General features: G+C 64.6%; 23 protein-coding genes. 16 read left to right on the top strand and 7 right to left on the bottom strand.

Going from position 1 to position 18,763, the window contains the following annotated elements:
- Window positions 1-134: 134 nt before the first annotated feature.
- Both AB7C87_RS08330 and AB7C87_RS08335 read left to right on the top strand, forming a co-directional pair.
- Window positions 135-1,040 (top strand): winged helix-turn-helix domain-containing protein, encoded by a 906-nt coding sequence (locus AB7C87_RS08330; RefSeq protein ID WP_369728973.1) that lies wholly within the window; start codon window positions 135-137, stop codon window positions 1,038-1,040.
- A gap of 293 nt (window positions 1,041-1,333) precedes the next feature.
- Window positions 1,334-2,017, top strand: coding sequence for a hypothetical protein (locus AB7C87_RS08335; protein ID WP_369728974.1), 684 nt, complete (start codon window positions 1,334-1,336; stop codon window positions 2,015-2,017).
- Window positions 2,018-2,103: 86 nt separating this feature from the next.
- On the opposite strand, the gene AB7C87_RS08340 is transcribed toward AB7C87_RS08335, so the two are convergent.
- A complete protein-coding gene (locus AB7C87_RS08340; protein ID WP_369728975.1) occupies window positions 2,104-2,625 on the bottom strand; it encodes a hypothetical protein in 522 nt (173 codons plus the stop codon).
- Between the two features lie 217 nt (window positions 2,626-2,842).
- Between AB7C87_RS08340 and AB7C87_RS08345 the strand changes: the two genes are divergently transcribed.
- Window positions 2,843-4,087: a PQQ-binding-like beta-propeller repeat protein gene (locus AB7C87_RS08345; protein ID WP_369729327.1), complete on the top strand. Its 1,245-nt coding sequence runs from the start codon at window positions 2,843-2,845 to the stop codon at window positions 4,085-4,087.
- Here the strand turns inward: AB7C87_RS08345 and AB7C87_RS08350 are convergent.
- Both AB7C87_RS08350 and AB7C87_RS08355 read right to left on the bottom strand, forming a co-directional pair.
- The gene (locus tag AB7C87_RS08350) at window positions 4,084-4,413 is read right to left on the bottom strand and encodes a hypothetical protein (RefSeq protein WP_369728976.1); all 330 of its coding nucleotides are present in this window, start codon (window positions 4,411-4,413) and stop codon (window positions 4,084-4,086) included. The two genes, AB7C87_RS08345 and AB7C87_RS08350, sit on opposite strands and share 4 nt — an antisense overlap.
- Entirely contained in the window at window positions 4,413-5,297 is an 885-nt protein-coding gene (locus AB7C87_RS08355; protein ID WP_369728977.1) for an FkbM family methyltransferase, read from the bottom strand. The genes AB7C87_RS08350 and AB7C87_RS08355 overlap by 1 nt, the downstream gene beginning before the upstream one ends.
- A 104-nt stretch (window positions 5,298-5,401) precedes the next feature.
- Between AB7C87_RS08355 and AB7C87_RS08360 the strand changes: the two genes are divergently transcribed.
- The 7 genes from AB7C87_RS08360 to AB7C87_RS08390 all read left to right on the top strand — a co-directional run bounded on the left by AB7C87_RS08360 (window position 5,402) and on the right by AB7C87_RS08390 (window position 10,440).
- On the top strand, window positions 5,402-6,394 hold the full coding sequence (locus AB7C87_RS08360; protein ID WP_369728978.1) for a phosphotransferase family protein: 993 nt from the start codon (window positions 5,402-5,404) through the stop codon (window positions 6,392-6,394).
- Window positions 6,395-6,492: 98 nt separating this feature from the next.
- Window positions 6,493-7,518 (top strand): stage II sporulation protein M, encoded by a 1,026-nt coding sequence (locus AB7C87_RS08365; protein WP_369728979.1) that lies wholly within the window; start codon window positions 6,493-6,495, stop codon window positions 7,516-7,518.
- A gap of 85 nt (window positions 7,519-7,603) precedes the next feature.
- A complete protein-coding gene (thpR, locus tag AB7C87_RS08370; protein WP_369728980.1) occupies window positions 7,604-8,179 on the top strand; it encodes an RNA 2',3'-cyclic phosphodiesterase in 576 nt (191 codons plus the stop codon).
- A 146-nt stretch (window positions 8,180-8,325) separates the two neighbouring features.
- Window positions 8,326-8,478: a 50S ribosomal protein L39e gene (locus tag AB7C87_RS08375; RefSeq protein WP_149079569.1), complete on the top strand. Its 153-nt coding sequence runs from the start codon at window positions 8,326-8,328 to the stop codon at window positions 8,476-8,478.
- A gap of 2 nt (window positions 8,479-8,480) precedes the next feature.
- Window positions 8,481-8,759, top strand: a complete 279-nt coding sequence (locus tag AB7C87_RS08380) for a 50S ribosomal protein L31e (protein WP_369728981.1) — start codon at window positions 8,481-8,483, stop codon at window positions 8,757-8,759.
- A gap of 2 nt (window positions 8,760-8,761) precedes the next feature.
- Window positions 8,762-9,427 (top strand): translation initiation factor IF-6, encoded by a 666-nt coding sequence (locus AB7C87_RS08385; RefSeq protein WP_369728982.1) that lies wholly within the window; start codon window positions 8,762-8,764, stop codon window positions 9,425-9,427.
- A gap of 158 nt (window positions 9,428-9,585) precedes the next feature.
- Window positions 9,586-10,440, top strand: coding sequence for a DUF7847 domain-containing protein (locus AB7C87_RS08390; RefSeq protein WP_369728983.1), 855 nt, complete (start codon window positions 9,586-9,588; stop codon window positions 10,438-10,440).
- Window positions 10,441-10,659: 219 nt separating this feature from the next.
- Here AB7C87_RS08390 and AB7C87_RS08395 read toward each other — a convergent pair whose 3' ends face one another.
- A complete protein-coding gene (locus AB7C87_RS08395; protein ID WP_369728984.1) occupies window positions 10,660-10,800 on the bottom strand; it encodes a hypothetical protein in 141 nt (46 codons plus the stop codon).
- 192 nt (window positions 10,801-10,992) lie between these two features.
- Between AB7C87_RS08395 and AB7C87_RS08400 the strand changes: the two genes are divergently transcribed.
- The 4 genes from AB7C87_RS08400 (at window position 10,993) to AB7C87_RS08415 (ending at window position 14,237) form a co-directional block, all read left to right on the top strand.
- Window positions 10,993-11,586 carry an AAA family ATPase gene (locus tag AB7C87_RS08400; RefSeq protein WP_369728985.1) on the top strand — a complete coding sequence of 198 codons (594 nt, stop codon included), beginning with the start codon at window positions 10,993-10,995 and terminating at the stop codon, window positions 11,584-11,586.
- Window positions 11,583-11,996: an RNA-binding domain-containing protein gene (locus AB7C87_RS08405; protein WP_369728986.1), complete on the top strand. Its 414-nt coding sequence runs from the start codon at window positions 11,583-11,585 to the stop codon at window positions 11,994-11,996. The genes AB7C87_RS08400 and AB7C87_RS08405 overlap by 4 nt, the downstream gene beginning before the upstream one ends.
- Before the next feature lie 89 nt (window positions 11,997-12,085).
- Window positions 12,086-13,147, top strand: coding sequence for an ATP-binding protein (locus tag AB7C87_RS08410; RefSeq protein ID WP_369728987.1), 1,062 nt, complete (start codon window positions 12,086-12,088; stop codon window positions 13,145-13,147).
- A gap of 115 nt (window positions 13,148-13,262) precedes the next feature.
- Window positions 13,263-14,237, top strand: a complete 975-nt coding sequence (locus AB7C87_RS08415; RefSeq protein WP_369728988.1) for a CBS domain-containing protein — start codon at window positions 13,263-13,265, stop codon at window positions 14,235-14,237.
- 29 nt (window positions 14,238-14,266) lie between these two features.
- Here AB7C87_RS08415 and AB7C87_RS08420 read toward each other — a convergent pair whose 3' ends face one another.
- The 3 genes from AB7C87_RS08420 to budA form a co-directional block, all read right to left on the bottom strand.
- Window positions 14,267-15,652 carry a signal recognition particle protein Srp54 gene (locus AB7C87_RS08420; protein ID WP_369728989.1) on the bottom strand — a complete coding sequence of 462 codons (1,386 nt, stop codon included), beginning with the start codon at window positions 15,650-15,652 and terminating at the stop codon, window positions 14,267-14,269.
- Window positions 15,653-15,715: 63 nt separating this feature from the next.
- On the bottom strand, window positions 15,716-16,234 hold the full coding sequence (locus tag AB7C87_RS08425; protein WP_369728990.1) for a hypothetical protein: 519 nt from the start codon (window positions 16,232-16,234) through the stop codon (window positions 15,716-15,718).
- A gap of 111 nt (window positions 16,235-16,345) precedes the next feature.
- Entirely contained in the window at window positions 16,346-17,107 is a 762-nt protein-coding gene (budA, locus tag AB7C87_RS08430) for an acetolactate decarboxylase (protein ID WP_369728991.1), read from the bottom strand.
- Window positions 17,108-17,212: 105 nt separating this feature from the next.
- Here budA and AB7C87_RS08435 point away from each other — a divergent pair, with 105 nt between their 5' ends.
- Complete coding sequence (locus tag AB7C87_RS08435) at window positions 17,213-17,434, top strand: type II toxin-antitoxin system HicB family antitoxin (protein ID WP_369728992.1); 222 nt, start codon at window positions 17,213-17,215, stop codon at window positions 17,432-17,434.
- Window positions 17,435-17,636: 202 nt separating this feature from the next.
- Window positions 17,637-18,734 (top strand): YihY/virulence factor BrkB family protein, encoded by a 1,098-nt coding sequence (locus AB7C87_RS08440; RefSeq protein ID WP_369728993.1) that lies wholly within the window; start codon window positions 17,637-17,639, stop codon window positions 18,732-18,734.
- Window positions 18,735-18,763 lie beyond the last annotated feature (29 nt).

The raw sequence follows: 18,763 nt of genomic DNA on the forward strand, positions 1-18,763 counted from the left end.
CGTCGCTCTCGGCGCCGCCCCAAGCAAAACGATCGACTCCGTATCGACTTCTGTCCGCCAGTATCAGGCGGTGACGATCCGAGACGGCGGAACCCGCACGAACACTAATACGCCCTCCGGCGGAAGACGGCTGTATGTCGAACGAGGAGGAAGCCGCGGACGCTTTCGGCGTCCTCGCAGATCCGACACGCATCGCGATCCTCCGGGCGTTTGCCGAGGCGCTCGACCGGATCGAACTCGGCACGGACGATCCGATGCCGGTGCTCTCGTTTTCAGACGTCTACGACCGGGTAGAGATCGACTCGACGTCACAGCTGTCCTACCACTTAGAGAAACTCGACGGGACGTACCTCCGACACACCGAGGAGGGATGGCAGTTCACGTTCGCGGGCGAATCCATCGTCCGGCTCTTCCTGTCGGGTGCGTACGCCGGCGCTGTCGAGTTCGAGCCGGTCGACGTCGACGGTCGCTGTCCGTTCTGTGACGCCGAGGCGCTCCGGGTGGTCGTCGACGACCTCGCCTTGCTTCGCGAGTGTGGCGACTGCGGCCGGCGAATGGACGGAATACAGGTGACCCCCGCACAGATTCGAGACCGCGATCCGGAGTCGTTGCTCGCGAGTGCGAACGCGAACAGACTGGCGCTGTTCTGGCAGTTTCGCGAGAACGTCTGTGACGAGTGTGGCGGTGCCGTCGACCTCGAGTTTCAGGAGAGATCCGCCGACAGCCCCCTCGAGTGGACCGTTCGCGGGCGCTGTCGCCAATGCTGGCGGGTCGTCCACGGACCGCCGTCGATCTGGCTCGCGACTCACCCCGCATCGATGGGGTTTCACTGGGACAACGGAATCGACCTCCGTACGCTGGCGTTTCGAGACCTGATGGGACGGCTCGAGTCAGACGACTGGCGGACCGAACGCGTCGGGGAAGACGAGTACGAGATCACGTACCGACTCGACGAGGCGGAGCTCCGACTCACGGTCGACGACGACCTGTCGGTGACCCGAACCGAGCGCGTCCGACGCGACTCGATCCCCGACGCGTGATCGTGTCACAGCCGTGACTCAACGATCGTTGAGTGATCGGCGGCGGGTTCCCAGTGGATCGACCGTCGAGTCGATGTCACCGCCGAACTCCATCGAACGCGCTCAACGATCGTTTTGAACGCGATCGAACACGTGTTCAATCTTTGATAATACTTACGTAGGCGTTCGGCGGACGTCCTCACGATTGCAAATGTCGATGACAACCGAACGCCGACGACAGCTCTCGAGGGTCGACCGACTGCCGACCGCAACCGTCCGTGACCAGGACCGACATCGTCCGCCGGAGGTGGAGTATGGCGAGTGAGCGTCCAGGCGAAACCCCGAGAAGCGACGAGGGGTTCACCACCTCGAGACTCCTCGGCCGGTGGCTCGTCTTGTTGGCGACGCCGGTGGCCCTCGGGGCCGTGTTGTGGGTTCATCCCCACGGCGGCGAGAACCTCTACGAGTCGCTCTCGCCGGTCGCCGACACCTGGTATTTCATCCACGTCCTGTTGTTACCCCTGTTCGGACTGCTCGGGATCAGCCTCTACGTCCTGTTGAACGGCTACGACGGCCCCGTCGCCACGATCGGCCGGATCGGAACCGCGATCTACCTCGTGTTCTACCTCGGATTCGAGGCGATCGCCGGGATCGCAACCGGGATCTTGATCAGGGAAACCCAGACGCTCCCGGCGGAACAACGGGAAGTGGTCGCGGAGGCCGTCCAGACGATGGTCGCCGATCCGATCGTCGGCGCCGCGGCCCTGATTGGGACCGTCGGGTCGACGGTCGCGGTGGTCGCGATCGGCGTCTGCTACCGACGGGCCGGTGCCCCGCTCGTTCCCCTGCTCGGTCTCGTCGGCGTCCCTCTCACGGCCGTCGCCCACGGCGGTGGCCTGGGCGACGTCATCGGCATGGCACTGTTTCTCGCGAGCGTCGTCTGGCTCGAGTTCGGCTGGCGACGGGTCGACGACCGGCCGTCACCGCAAGCGGCGTGAATCAGCCAACGCCGCAGGCGGCGTGAATCTCGGGTGTGAGCGGATTTCGGCGCGACTCGAGGCGGATACCGATCGCGGAAGTGGCGCTATCGAAACATCCAGCTCACGAACTCGCCCGTACACACCGTCGAGCTACTGGGTCCGGAACCGTTCGAGAAGCTGATTCCGTGATCCTGCCCGCGGCTGGTACAGGTCTTCGTCAACGTCGCGACGTGGGTCCTGTTGTCGCCCTCCTCGAGGATGTAGATCGTCTGATCGCCGTGCTCCCAGCCGTCGACGGTCGTCGTGACGTTCTCTCCGGGTTCGACGGTGACCTCGTGGCTGTTGACGCCGTCGTCGACGAGCGTCACGTTCCGGTCGTAGTTCGGCCAGACGAGATCGGCGAAACTCACCAGCCGTTGGTCGCCGTCTTCGGTCGTCACCTCGAAGTTGAGATAGCCCGCCTCGTCCATGTCCTCGACGGTGTAGGCGGTGACGTGGTACTCGACGTCGTTTTCGTTCTCGACCGTCAGGATCGGTTCGGGCGTCCCCGTCGCGGCGCCGATTCCGATCAACACCGTAAACAGGGCGACGACGCTTAGGAGGGCGATGAGGCGGCGACTGACCATACGACCGATTGGTCGGTCACCGATAAAAGCGCATTCGTTCCGGCTGAGAGACACGAATCGGTTCTGGGCCGGCCTCGAGCGCGATCGTCCGACGCCGCGGAACCGCTCGCCCGACGCGTCGAAACCACTCGTCGGATGCCACGGGATCGTTCCTCGACGCCACGAAATCGATCGGTAGACTAACGTGTGCGTGAGCGACACGTTCAACGAAGAGTCGATGCCCTCCACCAGACGACAGCTTCTCGCCGCCACAGGGCTGACCCTCGTCGGCGGCGTCGGAGCCGTGGCCGCCACCGAAGAGACCATCGTCGGCGAGCGCTCCGTCGCGGAGACGGAGTCGAACACGTCCGCCCTCGAGTGGCCAGTCTCCCAGTACGATCCGGCCGGAACCGGCTACAACCCCGACGCGTCGGGGCCGACCGAGGATGTGCGCGTCGCCTGGAGCCACGAGTCGACCGACTGGTTCCGCGGGGCCGCGCCGCCGATCCGGCTCGAGGACACCATCTACGCCGTCGGCGAGGGACTGCTCGCCCTCGAGGCCGACACCGGTGAGCGCCGGTTCGCACGCCGGGGCCCCTACACCTCGAGTCCCGCCCGGGTTTCGGCCTCCGCCTACCGGACGGACGCGCTCGCGGTGACGTCGACGGCCGGCGTCTTCGGTCTCGGCGCCGGCGGCGGGATCCGGATTCCGGGTCTCGGACGCTGGTTCGGCGGCCAGCGCTGGGAGGGGCCGGGGGTCGGGTTCCATCCCTCGTCGCCCGAGCACCGCCCGTCCGTCGATCCAGTCGCGGTCGACGGAACGGTCTACGCGCCCATCTACGGCACGAACGATCTCGTCGCCCTCGAGGCGAACGACGGAACCGAACGCTGGCGGATCACCCACCACGAGGACGATCCAGTGGGCGTCTCGTACGGCCGACCGGCCGTTCGCGACGATACCCTCTACGTCGCCAACTGGCCCCATCAGGTGACGGCCTACGACCGCGACGACGGGTCGATGCGCTGGCAACGCGAACGCGACGACCAGATGCAACTGTGCTCGGTGCCGACCGACGAGGGCGTCGTCGTCACCTCCCGCAACGGCATCGCCCTCCTCGATCTGGAAAACGGGGAGACGATCTGGCACCGCGACCTCGATGGGAACGCAGTCGAGGGGACGGCGGCCGTCGCCGACGGAACGATCTACGCGAGCGACGGTCGCGAGACGTTTTACGCGCTCGCCCTCGAGACGGGCGAAGAGCTGTGGTCGGCGCCGTTCGAACGCGAGACCGAACCCGTCGTCGCCGACGGAATGGTCTACGCCGTCGAGGAGGATCGGGCATTGATCGGCTTCGACGCCGAGACGGGCGACGAGCGGTTCCGGTACGAGCCCTCCCAGGTCCCGTTGTCGCCGCCCATCGTCGGCGACGGAATGCTCTACGCGGTCAACCGTCGTCGGGTAATTGCACTCGAGGAAGCCTAATAGAGCAGATGGAACGCGACTTTAGGACCCATCACGGCGTCTCCCGGCAGACGATCGGGGACCGCAGGCGCCGCAATCCCCTCCGGCTGGCGCGCCACCCTCAGGGAGCCCCACTCGAGGGCGAAGACCTCCGAGTCCGACGACTCGTCGGTTCGAGCGATCGGTTGCAGTCGAAGGGAGGGTTTCGCTTCGGCGATTCTCACCGGGGCGCCCGGCGGGGCGAACTCGAGTGCGATTCGAGCGGTCGTCGAACGAATCCCTGGCCGGCCCGAGTGGCCCTGAAACGCGGAAACAACACCAATCGCTCCGTCGGCCTGACCGGGCATTACGAACTCGGCTCGCACCGCCAGTAACCGGGCCGCTCTCGGACGACGTATCCACTCGCCTCGAGAACCCCCTTCGTTTCCACTGGAACGTCCCGTTCCAACCCCTCCTCGTGGATCTCGACGAACAGGATCGGGCGATGGCGCTCGAGGACGTCTCGAGCGCCGCGAAGGACCTCGGGGGCCGCTCCCTCGACGTCGATTTTGAGAGCGTCCGGAACGGGAACCCCCGCGACTGGACGGGTTTCCGGACCCGCCAACGAGCATCGAGGCTCGATTCGGCCGTCTACGGACTCGTGGCGCTCGTTCGCCGTCTTGGGTTCGACCCGCTTCGTCGCCTCGGAGCCGAACACTAACGCGTCGAGCGTCCGGACCGGTACTCGTCGCACGTCGACGACCGACCCGTCCCAGCGGGTGGCACTCTTCCGGTCGAACGCCGAGAGTTCGGGATTCGAAGCGCGATAGAACGGCCGATACCCGACATCGTCTCCAACACCGATCGGGCGGACGTCGATCCGGTCCTCGAGGGAATTCAGGCGAGCGTTTTCCCGGAGACGAGCGACGACGGGGAGGGACGGTTCGAACGCGACCACCCGCCGATCCGGCTCCCCGCTTGCAAGCGCGAGCGCGTAGATTCCAACGTGTGCGCCGACGTCGAAGACGACCGCGTCGGGGCCGCAAGCCTCGTCCAGTTCGGCGAGCATCGCGTCCGTTCCGTGTCGGTTGAGCGGCTCGAGACAGCGAAAGCTCCCCGCCGGCGTTCGATTTCGCCTCGAGATCAGCCGGTGTTCGTAGTTCGCGGCCGCGACCCGGTGGTACGCCCGCCGGCCGAGACGTTCGGCCGCGGCGCGTGTCCGGCGAATCACCTCGATCGAACCGTCGTTCACGGTCGTCCAGTGCCACGACGCGGGCCCAGTTGTACGTTCGGCCGCGCCGCGACGGGCGAGAACGGGATCAACGACTACGACGACGGCCGTCGTAGCCTCGAGCGATGAGCCGGCAAGCGGTCGAACGAATCGTCGACGCCACCCTCGACGCCACAGTCCGGTCGTGTCGACGGCCGGCTACCGGGGCGATTGCGGAGACCTACCTGATCGAACTCGAGGGCGGAGGCGGTACCGCGTCGAGGGTACGAATGGATGACGCCGACTTCCCGGAACGTGCGGTCTGTAAACTCGGCGGTGTGAACGTCTGGACCGGCGACGTGATCGAGCCCGCGGTTCTCGAGGTCGTCGGCAGGGAGACGGAGCTTCCGGTTCCCAACGTCCTCGCGACGGGACGGCTCGAGGGTGGCGCCGACGAGCTACCCGACCGGTGGGCGCTGTACGAACACTGCGTGGGGACGAATCCAGGGCCGTCGTACCCGAACCTCGAGTCCGAGGTTCGACGGCGGCTGGTCGCCGACGCCGGTTCGCTCCTCGGACGGCTCCACGCGGCCACACCGGCCGAATTCGACCGCGTCGGCGGCCTCGCCCGCTGTGATGGGCGTTTCCAAGGAGGCCGAGACTGGCGGCGACGACTACGCGTCTGTGAACCGGTCGGTTGGCACGCACTCGATCCGGGTCCGCTCCTCGAGATGCTACCGGTTACGTTCACCGGAGACGACGGCTGTCGTCCGGTGTTGACACACGGCGACTACCAGCCCGGCAATCTGCTCGTCGACCGATCGGGCGCGGTGACGACGGTGCTCGACTGGGGGAACGCCCACGTCACCCACGCGGAGTACGCGCTCGCTCGAGCCGAAATCCGGTTCATCGACGTGTACGCGCGGCGGCTCTCCTCCGCACACCGCTGGGAACTCCGGCGAGCGTTCCGGGCGGGGTATGCGCGTCACGCGATGCTCAAATCCGGGTTCGAGGAACGAAAACGGACGTACACGGCGCTGTGGCTCCTCCAGTCGGCCGCCAACTACGCCACGATCGCAAGCGACGAGCGCGGTCGCCGACAGCTACGCCGGCAGTGTCGAAACGCCCTCGAGCGGTAGTGGTCGCGAACGCTCGAGAAGCGGCGTTCGCTCGCATCGACCTCGCACGACGGAGAACAGTCGGCGGATTTATCCTCCAGATTGTCTAACGGACGAACATGAACGGCGCCGGAAACGGAGACGACGCGGAGGCCCACGGAGCGAGAGCGGACGACCGTGACGGCTTCGACGACGGGCGCCCTGGGGATGACGAGAGACGAATCAGGGTCGATCTCGCCGATTCGAACGACGGTATGGATGCCGACCCCGCCACGAGTCCGGCGCCATCGACGCCGGATCCGAACGACCCCGATCCGAAAGGCGGGCCGACTCCAGGCCCGAACGCGGTGAGAAACTGGAGCATCCTCTTCGGGGCGCTGGCCGTCGTCTCGTTCGTCACGGCCGCGGTAACCGTCGCGACGGGCAACGACGTTCTTCCGGTAGCCGGCGCGAGCGTCGTCGGTCTCGCGTTCGCCGCGATCGCGATCGTCTCCTCCCAGCGTGCTCCTTGGTTGCTCGAGTGGCTCGACGCGGCCTGGGTCGAACACCGCCGGTACGTCTGGTTTTCCACGGGGCTGTTCGCGTTCGGGATCGTCCTCGGCGTTTTGCTCTTGTTCGCGGGGGTCAACCTGTTCGAACTCGTCCTCGAACTCCTCGAAGAGGAGCTGTTTCCGGAACTCGAGGACGAGGAGTTCGAGTTGACGGCGACGTTCTTCATCGTCAACAACACGCAACCGTTCTTGCTGTCGATCGTCGGGGCGCTCTCGGTGGGCGTGCTCACGGCGTTCGTCATGCTGTTCAACGGGCTCATCGTCGGCAACTTCGTCGCGGCCATCGTCGGCGACATCGGCTTCGATTACGTGATCGTCGGCCTGGCACCCCACGGCATCTTCGAACTCGCGGCGCTGTTTATCGCCGCTGGCGTCGGCTTCCGTCTGCTCTATCGGTTCGCCGAACGGATTCTCGGTCATCGTGAGGCCTTCCTGACGAAGCCGTACCTCCTTCGGACGACCTCGCTGGTCGTCTTCGCCTGGCTCATGCTCGTCCTCGCGGCGTTCGTCGAAGCGTACATCACCCCCGAACTGCTCGAGATGCTGTTCGCCGAACGCCTCGAGGCGCTCGAGAGCGAAGCACAGAACCCGTAGGCCGCGTTGCGATCCGCCCACTCGATGGGCGACGGACGAACTCGGAGAGCGCCGCGTTGAATACCGTTCGCGTCCGATCGCCCGTATGCGACTGTTCGTCAGCGTCGACCTTCCCGAGGAGCTCACAGAGCCGGTCGCCGACCTCCAGACCGAGTTCGACGACGCCTCGGGGCTGAATTTCACCGACCCCGAACAGGCCCACGTCACGCTCAAGTTCCTCGGCGACGTCGACGAGGATCGGATTCCGCCACTCGCCGACGAACTCGAGGTGGCCGTCGACGACAGCGGCGTCGATCCATTCACCGTCCGCTACGGCGGGCTGGGCGTCTTTCCGAGCCTCGAGTACATCAGCGTCGTCTGGCTCGGCGTCGAAACCGGCGGCGAAGAACTGGCCGAACTCCACGAGTCGATCGAAGGTCGGACGACTGCGATGGGGTTCGACCCCGAAGCGCACGACTTCACCCCACACGTCACGCTCGCACGGATGGAACACGCCGGTGGGAAAGACCTGGTACAGGACCTCGTCCGGGAGTCGAACGACGCGGACGGCGAGGAGTTTACGATCGGCGAGACGCGAATCGAGGAGGTCCGACTGACCGAGAGCACGCTGACGAGCGACGGGCCGGTGTACTCGACCGTCGAGTCGTTCTCGCTCGAGTGAGCCGTTCCGGACGGAGGGGACGCCCCGTTTTCCCCACAGAGCGGTCGGTTCTCGCAAAAGACCCGAGACGGGGCGACGCGCGCTCGAGCGGTCGGTGCCTGCCAATGGACAAGATTTTAAGCCAGCGTGGGCTACCTGTGGCTACTATGGGTAAGAAATCGAAGGGCAAGAAAAAGCGTCTTGCCAAACTCGAGAACCAGAACAGCCGCGTCCCGGTCTGGGTCATGATGAAGACCGATATGAACGTCACCCGAAACCCGAAGCGACGCAACTGGCGGCGCAACGACACTGACGAGTAACGATGAGTGCAAGTGATTTCGAGGAACGTGTCGTTACCGTTCCACTGCGCGACGTCAAGAAGGGACCCAACCACGAGGCCGCCGATTACGCGATGCGTCTCATCCGCGAACACCTCGCAAAGCACTTCGCCGTCGACGAGGACGCGATCCGCCTCGACCCCTCGATCAACGAGGAAATTTGGTCGCAGGGTCGGTCGAACCCGCCACGGAAGCTCCGCGTCCGCGCGGCTCGCTTCGACGAAGCGGGTGAGGCCGTCGTCGAGGCCGAGGTCGCCGAGTAAACTTGCAACGTCTCGCCTTCGCCGGGTCGTCGTACGTCGGCGTCTTCGCCCGCGCGACCGACTCGTGCGTACTCGTTCGACACGACGTCGACGACGACGTTGCCGAAACCCTCGCCGACGAACTCGAGGTGCCCGCGATCCGGACGACGGTCGGCGGCTCCTCGACCGTCGGTGCCCTAGCGACGGGTAACGAGAACGGCTTGCTCGTCAGTTCGCGCGTCCTCGAGTTCGAACGCGAACGGCTAGCAGAGGAACTCGACGTCCCCGTCGCCGAACTTCCGGGGAACATCAACGCCGCCGGCAACGTCGTCCTCGCGAACGACTACGGTGCGTACGTCCACCCCGACCTTCCACGTGAGACGCTCCAGATCGTCGCGGACACCCTCGACGTTCCCGTCGAACGCGGCGACCTCGCCGGCGTGCGAACCGTCGGCACCGCCGCGGTCGCGACGAACTCCGGCGTGCTCTGTCACCCGAAGGCGACCGACGACGAACTCGACTTCCTCGAGGAGGCCCTCGACGTCCGCGCCGACGTCGGGACCGTCAACTACGGCGCGCCCCTCGTCGGGTCGGGACTGATCGCGAACGAGGCCGGCTACATCGTCGGCGAGGACACCACCGGGCCGGAACTCGGCCGAATCGAGGACGCACTCGGCTATCTCGAGTAGCGCGCTCGATCGTCGGTTCTCCGTTTTCGTTCGTTCGGACCGATTCTCCGCTACGCGATTCGCCGGGATCGAGTGGTCGCTTCTATCCAATCGTCGTGACTCAAAACTGAGTTTGACTCTTCTGAAAATATTTACATTACAAGTACGAACTCGGTTCGATGGCAGTACTCTCCGCGTTCCGTGACGGTATATCGGTCCTCAAGCGAAATCCGGTGATCCTCGTCGTCGGACTGGCGATAATGGCGATTCAGCAGGTGTCGTCGCTCGGCGATTTCACCGACTCGTTCGCGCTGATCGCTCTCTTCGGACTGGTCGGGCTCGGCATTACGGTCTTCGTCTGGCCGTTTTTCCTCGCGGGCATCCTCGGCATGGCCCTCGAGGGACTCGAGGGATCGACGACGGTCGATCGGTTCCTCGAGGTCGGGAAGGAACGGTACGTCTCGATGTTCGGGGCACAACTCCTGTTCCTCGGGATAATTATCGCCCTGATAGTCGTCCTGATGATCGCCTCGTTCTTCGTGTCCATTATCGCGATGGTCGGGTTCGGGGCCGGGTTCGCCGCCATGGAACTCGACGCCGGGGGGCTCCCGATCGGAGTCGGAATCGTCGCGCTCGTCGCGATCGTCTTCTTCCTCGTGTTCTTCGTCGTCTTCATGTTCCTGCAGTTTTTCGACGCGGCGATCGTCGTCGAAGGCGAGCGGGCGCTCGATTCGTTCGGCCGGAGTATCCACGTCGTCCGATCGAACCTACTGAGCGTCGTCGGCTACACCCTCCTCTGGGGAACGTTGAACTTCGCGATGTTCACGCCGGTGTACATCGCCGAGTTCGCGGTGGCCCAACCAGATATTCAACTCGAGGTGAGCGAGACGGTCCTCCGGGCGTCGGCGATCGGTCTCACCGTCGTCGTCGGCGGACTGGTACAGGCGTACCTCTACACCGTCCACGCCGCCTACTACACGCGATTGCTCCCCGAACCGGCGCCACAGGAGCGCTCGGGAGACGGAACGCTGTGATTCACGGCGAAAATCGACGCCGGCTCGAGTGTCACCACCACCTCGAGCACCCCTCCGGCTAGCGCCGAGCGTCGGTTCCGTTCCTCGTCGACTTCCGCCCGTGTTGGGTCACCGTCGATCCCACCTCGTGTCCGCCTAGTGGCTTCCCAAGCCTGAACTGAGGAGCGAAATCATGCGGTGAGTGTCGATTTCGCTCATCAGTCGACGCTTGGGAGGGTACTAGAGGTCGAGAAATCGAAGGAAGAGACCGGCGAGGACGAGGATCGTTCCGATCGTCGTGCCGACCAGTGGCGGCAAGACTGGGATCGGGATGACGATCAGGAGGACGCCGACGGCGATGACTTTCGTAGACGTTCTCACGACTTGGCCCTCCACGCCGACGGGTAAAACGCCACGGGGTGAGCGAACGCACGGTCCAGAAGGACTCGGGGCGCCACAGATCGACAGATTCGATCGTCTCGAGGAAAATCGAGACTGGATCGAGTCGAAACAGTGACGAGCGGCCACGGCGAGGCACAGTCCTTAAGCAGTTCTCACCGCTATTGGGAGTCGATGCACGTCATCGGAACGGTGGGTCTGCCCGGAAGCGGAAAGGGTGAGGCCGCCACCGTCGCACGCGAGGAGGGAATCCCGGTGGTGACGATGGGCGACGTCGTCCGCCAGGAGACCGCGGATCGCGGGCTCGACCCCGCGAAAGACCACGGCACCGTCGCGCAGGCGCTTCGCGAGGAGAACGGCCCGGCGGCGATCGCCGAACGGTCGCTTCCGATGATCGACGACCGCCTCGAGCGCCACGATGCCGTTCTGGTCGACGGCATTCGATCGGGCGTCGAGGTCGACGCCTTCGAGGGGCGATTCGGCGAATCGTTCACGCTGGTCAGCATCGAGGCCCCCTTCGAGGTTCGCCGCGAGCGCATCGACGCCCGCGGTCGGGACGTCGGCGAGGACGACGGCGGCGAGGGACTGGCCGCCCGCGACGAGCGCGAGCGCGGATTCGGGATGGACGACGCGATGGACCGCGCGGACGTCGTGATCGAGAACACCGACTCGCTCGAGGCCTTTCACGACCGAATCCGGGCGATCATCCGCCAGGGATCGGCGAGGGAGGCGGCGACCGGGGACGAACCGACGGAGGTGCGACGATGACCGACGTCTACCGGGTCGACGTGGAGATCACCGCGCCGGTGTACGACACCGAGGTGACGAGTCGCGTCACGGGCGCGATCGCGAACGTGTTTCCGAACGCCGAACTCGAGGAAGGGTTCGGCGAGATCAGAGCTGAGACCCACACGATGGACCACTTTTCCGACCTGCTCCACCGCCAGGAGATCCTCGACACCGCACGCGGCGAGTTCTTCTCGAATCGCGAGGGGAACGTCTTCTCGTTCGCGTTAAAAAAACAGGCGGCCTTCGAAGACCGCGTCAACTTCTCGGTCGGCGAACCCGACGAACTCGGCGAAATCAGCGTTCGGGTCCGCGTCGAGGAGCCGACACTCGAGGAGTACGTCGACCACGTCGCACCGCCGACCGAAGACGGACGCCCGCTCGAGGGGTGAGTGGAAACTGCACCGATCACTCGTTTCGATCGTCCCCGTGACGGAACTATCGACCGACGGTTTTTGTCCGTTGGGAGAGAGGGATACACATGAGCGCGGACGACCAGGATTCTGATCGACACCGGGCCCACGGCGAGTATCAGGACCTGATCGACGCGATGAACGACACGGCGTGGGTTCTCGATCTCGACGGCCGGATCGAAGCCGTAAACGAGTCTGCCGTCCGGACGCTCGGATACTCGCGGGAAACGCTACTCTCGATGCGAATCCACGAGATCGACGACGGACTCGATCCCGGGGAGATCACGGCGCTCATCGAGAACATGCCCGCCGACGAGATCCAGGTGTTCGAGACCGCACACGAAACCAACGCCGGAACGACCATCCCTGTCGAAATCAGTTCGAGTATCGTCTCCTATCGCGGCGAGACGCGAGTCCTGAGTATCGCTCGAGACATCACCGAACGCAAGCGCTACGAAGGGGAGTTAGAACGACAGCGTGACAATCTCGAACTGCTCAACGAAGTCCTCCGACACGACATCCGAAACGACCTCGCGGTCATCGACGGCTCCGCGGAAACACTTCGTGAACAGATCGACGAGGAGGCGAATCCGGAGCTGGCGACGATCCAGGAAAAGGCCGAACACGCGATCGATCTCACGACGACCGCGCGTGATCTGGCAAACGTGATGTTACAGCCCGAGGCCGAAGATCGACGCGTTCCCCTCGCGCGGACGGTCGTTCAGCAAGTCAGGGAGACTCGTTCGGGGCATCCGGATGCGGACGTGACGATCGAGGGTGAACTTCCGGCCGTACAGCTCAGTGCCGACGAAATGCTGGAGGCCGTGTTTCGGAACCTCCTGCAGAATGCCGTTCAACACAACGACAAGGCTACACCGGAAGTGAGCGTGTCTGCCGAACGGCTCGACGACCGAGTGGCGGTCCGGATCGCGGACAACGGACCGGGTATACCGGACTCCCGGAAGTCGACGATTTTCGGAAGGGGTGAAAAAGGGCTTGCAAGCGCCGGGAGCGGGATCGGTTTGTACCTCGTTCAGACGCTGGTCGATCGCTACGATGGCACAGTGTGGGTCGAAGACCGCGAACCCGACGGTTCGGTTTTCGTCGTCGAATTACCGATCGCCGAATAGCGCGTGAGTTCGGGCCGAGTACGACGAAAGAACGAAGATCGCGGACCGACCCCACGACTGAACTGGCGTTTCGAGGGCGAGAAGTGATGTGTCGTGAACGCATAGCATCGCCGACATGCACGAGACGATTCCCGCCTCCGAGATCATGGTCACCGACGTCGTCACCGCGTCGGCGGACGCGAGCGTCTCCGACGCCGCGACGTTGATGGACGACGAACGCGTCAGCTCCGTCGTCGTCACCCGCGACGGCGCACCCGTCGGCATCGTCACCGAAGGGGACTTCGCGACCACCCTCTGTGAGAGAAGCGACGTCGGAAACCTCGAGCTCGCCGACGTCATGTCCGCCCCGCTCGAGACGGTCTCCCCCGATTCGTCGGTCGTCGATGCGGTCTCCCTGCTCCGTGCTGACGGCATCGAACACCTACCGGTCGTCGCCGACTCGAGGAAGGGATCCACGGAGACGACGGCGTCCCGGACGACGAACGACGACGATGGTGAACTCGTCGGCATCCTCACCACGACCGAACTGTCTTACTTCGTCCCTCATCTCCTCCACCGCTCGAGGAAACTCGAGGACCGGCCGCCGCGACGGCAGGTGCGAACCGATACTGAGTACGAGCGCGACGGCTGGGAGTTCGAGTATCGCGGCGCGGACGAATCGACGGTCTCCGTCGGCGACGTCGCTCGGTTCTCCAAAGAAATTTCGGCCGAGGACGTCGAGGCGTTCGCCGACGCCACTGGCGATACGAACCGACTCCACCTGGACGCCGCCTACGCGGCGGAGACGCGATTCGGCGAGCGGATCGTCCACGGCGTCCTCGCGAACGGAATCATCAGTGCGGCGCTCGCACGGTTACCGGGGTTGACGATCTACCTCTCACAGGAGAGTTCCTTTCTGGCGCCGCTTTCGATCGGCGAGCGCGCCACTGCAATCTGTGAGATCACCGAGGATCTCGGCGAGTCGAAGTACCGGATCGAAACGACGGTCCTCGACGCAGACGAGACGACGGTTCTCGAGGGCGACGCCGTCGTTCTGATCGACGAATTGCCGCCGGGATCAGCCCTGAAAGCGGAGGCGGCCGACGGCTAAGCCGGCAGGGGATCGGCCTCGAGGAGGGCTCAGAACGGACCCATCCCGCCCATTCCGCCGCCACCGCCTTGCTGTTGCATCTGTTTCATCATCCGTTGCATCTCCTGGTCCGAGCCCATACCCTGGAACTGCTTGATCGTTCGTTCCATCATCTTGTACTGCTGAAGCAGTTCCCGGACCTGCTCCTCGCTGGTGCCCGACCCGCGGGCGATGCGCTCGATCTGGCTCGCACCGACGGCCTTGGGATACTCCTTTTCGGCGTCGGTCATCGAGTCCATGATGACGCTAAAGGAGTGCATTCGCTCCTGGGTGACGTCCATCGCGTCGTCCGGAAGCTGGTCTTTGATCCCGCCGCCGAAGCCGGGGATCATGTCCATCACCTGGTCCAGTGGCCCCATGTTGTTCATCGCCTCCATCTGCTTTTGCATGTCGTTTAGGGTGAACTGGCCCTGCAACATGTCCTCGGGGTCCCAGTCTTCTTCCTCGATGTCGGTTTCGGCCATCGCGCGCTCGACGCGTTCGGCGAGCTGGCCGAGGTCGCCCATGCCGAGCAAGCGGGAGATGAAGCCGTCGGGCTCGAAACGCTCGACGTCCTGTACCTCCTCGCCGGTCCCCAGAAACGCGATCGAGGAGTCGGTTTGATCGACCGCGGTCAGCGCGCCGCCACCTTTCGCCGTCCCGTCTAACTTGGTGATGACGACGCCCTCGATGCCGATCGACTCGTCGAACTGCTGGGCCTGCTCTTTGGCACCCTGGCCGATCGCGGCGTCCAAGACGAGCAAGGAGGTGTCGGGTTGGACGACGCCCTCGATCTGCTCGATTTCGTCGATCAGGTCGTCCTCTAAGGCGTGGCGACCCGCGGTGTCGACGATGTGGACGTCGGCATCGGCCGTCTCCTCGAGGCCCTTCCTGGCGATTTCGACGGGGTCGTCGTTGTCGGGGTTGCCGTAGAAGTCGACCTCCGCGCGAGCACACATCTCCTTTGCCTGATCGTAGGCGCCGGGCCGGAACGTGTCGGTCTGGATGACGGCCGGGCGAAGTCCCTTCGTCGAGAACCACCACGCCATCTTCGCCGCGGACGTCGTCTTACCGGAACCCTGGAGGCCGGCCAGCAAGATCGTCTGTTCGTCGAGAGGTAACTCGGTCGACTCGCCGATGAGGTCGACGAGTTCCTCGTAGACGATTCTGAGGACGAAATCCCGCGCCGGCGTCCCGGCGGGGGGCTCTTCCTCGAGCGAGCGCTCTTTGATGTTGTCCGACAGCTCCATCACGAGCGAGACGTCGACGTCGGCCGACAGCAAGGAGCGTTGGATCTCCTTGACGATCTCCTCGATGTCCTCCTCGCTCAGCCGTGACTTCCCGCGGAGTTTGTCGAGGGTGCCCCGCAGAGAGCTTCCGAGATCGTCGAGTACCATTTGCTACTCGTAAGCGCCGGCGTCGTTAAAGGCTTTTTCTCGGCCGCGCCTCGAGGCGGTGTGTCATCGGTCGCCGCGACCCGACACGACGAGTTCGATCGCCACGAGCGTAAGAAGCGTTGCGACGAACAGCCCGACGTGGGTGCCTGCGAGGTCGTAGGCGAGAAAGAGTTCGGTCAGCAGTGTGAACGCGGCGAAAAAGCCGACCGCAGGAACGAACGCTAGGTAGACCGGGGCCAGGTCGAACGGATCGCACGCCACGGCGACGAGCGCTCGCCAGCAGAGTATCGCAACCGCCAGCTCCCAGAGGACGCCGATTCCGAAGATCACCGCGACGGCGGGCTCCGGGAGGGCGTACACCGCGGTGATCGAACGCAGAAACTGGTAGTTTCCGGAGGCGAACGCCCAGCCGTCGCCGAGGACGCCGAGTTCGACCAGCCCGTCGAAGGCGTTCGTGAGGAAGACGAGCGACCACCAGAGCGCCCAGAAACCGACCAGCGTCCGGACGAGCAGGGCCCGACCCGCCCGAGGCGTCGGTACTGCCGCGGTGGTGGTTCGACTCGAGTCGGGTTCGGTCGACATGCGTCGTACCTCGAAGAACGCCTTGATAAAGGTACACTCCCGGCGGCCGGAATCTGACCGCGGGAGAATCGGTCTCGAGGGGGCACACACGACGGGAAATCGATCACGACGTCAACAGGGTGGATACTCCTCGACGTCCCGCTGTGCCAGTTCGATCTCGACGGAGTCCAGGTGATCGATCTCAACCTCGAGGGAGTCGGCGCGAAAGTCGTAGACGTGACCGCCGCCGTCGCGGGCCGACGTGATGAAGTGGGCGTGATAACCTGGGGGGTGGATCTGTTCGAACTGGTCGGGGATGAAAAACGTCGGCATCTCTCCCTCGACGTCCTCGAACTCGAAGACCGTCTCGTTCTCGAGTACGTCCTCCAGAGTCGGGTACGGCTCGACCTGACCGTCGACGCTTCGGGTTCGAACGAACTCGAAGCTCCCACGAAGGTTCAGCGCGTGGAAGTGATCCGTTCGCGGGAGTCGCTCCGTCACGCGGTCGGCGAACTCCTCGAAGCTCTCGACGTTCTCGAGTTCGATCGTCGCGTCGGGTTCGAACGCCGTCACCGTGGCGAACGGCGTTTTCGTCTCCGGCTCGAGCGCCACGGCCGTTCCGTCGCCCCTGACGGCGTACGCCTCGCCGTCGACCACCGCCAGTTCGCCGTCTAACTCGTTGACGGTTCCGAGGCCGAATCCGCCGCGTTCTAACAGCCCGCCTACGGTCTGTTCGTCCGCGAAGTGCCCACAGGAGAGGGCGTCGATCGTCGACACCTGATACAGCGTGTCCGTCACCTCGACGGATCCGGCCGTCGATTCCGCTCGCGGCGTGGCACACCCGGAGAGTGCGGCCGCGAGCCCGACCAGAACGGCTCGTCGTGACGTCGTCATGATTGCTCTGACCGGAGAGTCGGCCGGCACGACCATCGCTCTTTGCTCGGTCGATCCATCACCGACTGTCGGTGGCTATTCGTCCCCCGACGAGAATGGTCTCGTATGACTACTGACTCGGACGTCGACCCCGACGAGTACGACGCGCTCGCCGAGGCCGAGGTGACGATGCGCCAGAACGACCACGGCCTGCACATCGCCGACGACGAGGTGACCGGCGTCTCGAGCCAGGGCCAGACGCCAGCGGAGGCGCTTTCGAATCTCGCGGCCGCGGTCGAATCCTATCTGGAAGCGACCGACGACGATCCGGGCGACGACTGGCTCTGAAAGACGTTCTGGCGACAAAGCGGCTCTGGAAGACGTTCTGGAAACGACTGGCTCGATCGGTCTGTCGTCCGTTCGTACGGTTTGCTGTGCCGATTACCGGCCCAACCGCTCCGGGTCGCGGTTGCGTCGGAACTGACTGACAACAGCCCGTATCAATCCTCCAGACGGAGTGGTTATACCGTCTTGAGACACACCAGGAACCATGACTGTCCGGCGTGATCGCGTCGAAACCGTGTTGCGAGCGATCGTCCACGAACTCAGGGTCGAACGGGTCACGTTTATGGCCGGGAGCATCGCCTACAACGCCTTTCTCTCGCTGTTACCGCTTCTCCTGTTGTTGCTCGCGGTCATCGGCTCCGTCGGGAACCAGAGTCTCGAGGATGGACTGGTTTCGATCACTCGAGCGGCGTTGACTCCCGGTGCGGCGGACGTACTCGTCGCGGAACTCCAGACGACGCCGCCCGCCGCCTCGACCCTGGGTATCGTCGCTCTCGTCTGGGGAGCGTTGCGGATATTCAGGAGCCTCGACATGGCCTTTTCGGACATCTACGAGTCCCAGGCACAGAACACGTTGCTCAATCAGTTACACGACGCGGTCGTCGTGTTGATCTCGGTGACGGCGGTCGTCGCCGCCGTCGTCGCCATCGAATCCGTCGCACCCGGTGGGTTCGGCCGCTCCGGTGGTCCCGTGGGCTGGCTCGGACAGCGGCTCTTCCTCGTCGTCGCCGTCGGCGTCGCGCTGGTCCCGATGTACTACCTGTTTCCCGACGAGGAGGATATGGCGCTCATCGAGGCGCTTCCGGGCGTCGCCATCACCGCCGTCGGACTCGTCGCCGCGGAGTCGATGTTTCAACTGTACGTCCAGTACAGTTCGGCGAGCGCCCAAAATAGCCTGCTCGCTGGCATCATCGTCCTGATGACGTGGCTGTACGTCAGCGGACTCCTCATCCTCGTCGGCGCGGCCGTCAACGCCGTGCTCTCGAACCGGAGCGAGGACGTCTCGATCCGCCCCGTCCTGGGCGGCATTCCCCTCGAGGAAGACGGTACGGAACCGACGACCAGCGCCGAACCCGTCGATCCCGTCCGGGCGATCGACGACCTTCGCGAGCGTCTCCCAACGGCGACCGACGTCGAAATCGTCGTCGACGGAGAGTCAGTACGGATCTCCCCGCCGGATCGGATCGATACCGACCGACGGAAGACGGTGCTTCCGTTCGTCGACGACACCGTCAGTATCGATCTACACTGGAACGCGCGGGGCGGCGAATCCGAGCCAGAGACCGCCGGTAGACGGGAGTGACGTCGAGACGGCGCGCTCCAGTGCAGGCT

Source organism: Natrarchaeobius versutus (assembly GCF_041205745.1).
GTDB classification, from domain to species: Archaea; Halobacteriota; Halobacteria; order Halobacteriales; family Natrialbaceae; genus Natrarchaeobius; species Natrarchaeobius versutus.

Coding starts and splice junctions, on each gene's coding strand:
- AB7C87_RS08330 (WP_369728973.1), top strand. CDS start 135: ATGTCGAACGAGGAGGAAGCCGCGGACGCTTTCGGCGTCCTCGCAGAT.
- AB7C87_RS08335 (WP_369728974.1), top strand. CDS start 1,334: ATGGCGAGTGAGCGTCCAGGCGAAACCCCGAGAAGCGACGAGGGGTTC.
- AB7C87_RS08340 (WP_369728975.1), bottom strand. CDS start 2,625: ATGGTCAGTCGCCGCCTCATCGCCCTCCTAAGCGTCGTCGCCCTGTTT.
- AB7C87_RS08345 (WP_369729327.1), top strand. CDS start 2,843: ATGCCCTCCACCAGACGACAGCTTCTCGCCGCCACAGGGCTGACCCTC.
- AB7C87_RS08350 (WP_369728976.1), bottom strand. CDS start 4,413: ATGCCCGGTCAGGCCGACGGAGCGATTGGTGTTGTTTCCGCGTTTCAG.
- AB7C87_RS08360 (WP_369728978.1), top strand. CDS start 5,402: ATGAGCCGGCAAGCGGTCGAACGAATCGTCGACGCCACCCTCGACGCC.
- AB7C87_RS08365 (WP_369728979.1), top strand. CDS start 6,493: ATGAACGGCGCCGGAAACGGAGACGACGCGGAGGCCCACGGAGCGAGA.
- thpR (WP_369728980.1), top strand. CDS start 7,604: ATGCGACTGTTCGTCAGCGTCGACCTTCCCGAGGAGCTCACAGAGCCG.
- AB7C87_RS08375 (WP_149079569.1), top strand. CDS start 8,326: ATGGGTAAGAAATCGAAGGGCAAGAAAAAGCGTCTTGCCAAACTCGAG.
- AB7C87_RS08380 (WP_369728981.1), top strand. CDS start 8,481: ATGAGTGCAAGTGATTTCGAGGAACGTGTCGTTACCGTTCCACTGCGC.
- AB7C87_RS08390 (WP_369728983.1), top strand. CDS start 9,586: ATGGCAGTACTCTCCGCGTTCCGTGACGGTATATCGGTCCTCAAGCGA.
- AB7C87_RS08400 (WP_369728985.1), top strand. CDS start 10,993: ATGCACGTCATCGGAACGGTGGGTCTGCCCGGAAGCGGAAAGGGTGAG.
- AB7C87_RS08405 (WP_369728986.1), top strand. CDS start 11,583: ATGACCGACGTCTACCGGGTCGACGTGGAGATCACCGCGCCGGTGTAC.
- AB7C87_RS08410 (WP_369728987.1), top strand. CDS start 12,086: ATGAGCGCGGACGACCAGGATTCTGATCGACACCGGGCCCACGGCGAG.
- AB7C87_RS08415 (WP_369728988.1), top strand. CDS start 13,263: ATGCACGAGACGATTCCCGCCTCCGAGATCATGGTCACCGACGTCGTC.
- AB7C87_RS08420 (WP_369728989.1), bottom strand. CDS start 15,652: ATGGTACTCGACGATCTCGGAAGCTCTCTGCGGGGCACCCTCGACAAA.
- AB7C87_RS08425 (WP_369728990.1), bottom strand. CDS start 16,234: ATGTCGACCGAACCCGACTCGAGTCGAACCACCACCGCGGCAGTACCG.
- budA (WP_369728991.1), bottom strand. CDS start 17,107: ATGACGACGTCACGACGAGCCGTTCTGGTCGGGCTCGCGGCCGCACTC.
- AB7C87_RS08435 (WP_369728992.1), top strand. CDS start 17,213: ATGACTACTGACTCGGACGTCGACCCCGACGAGTACGACGCGCTCGCC.
- AB7C87_RS08440 (WP_369728993.1), top strand. CDS start 17,637: ATGACTGTCCGGCGTGATCGCGTCGAAACCGTGTTGCGAGCGATCGTC.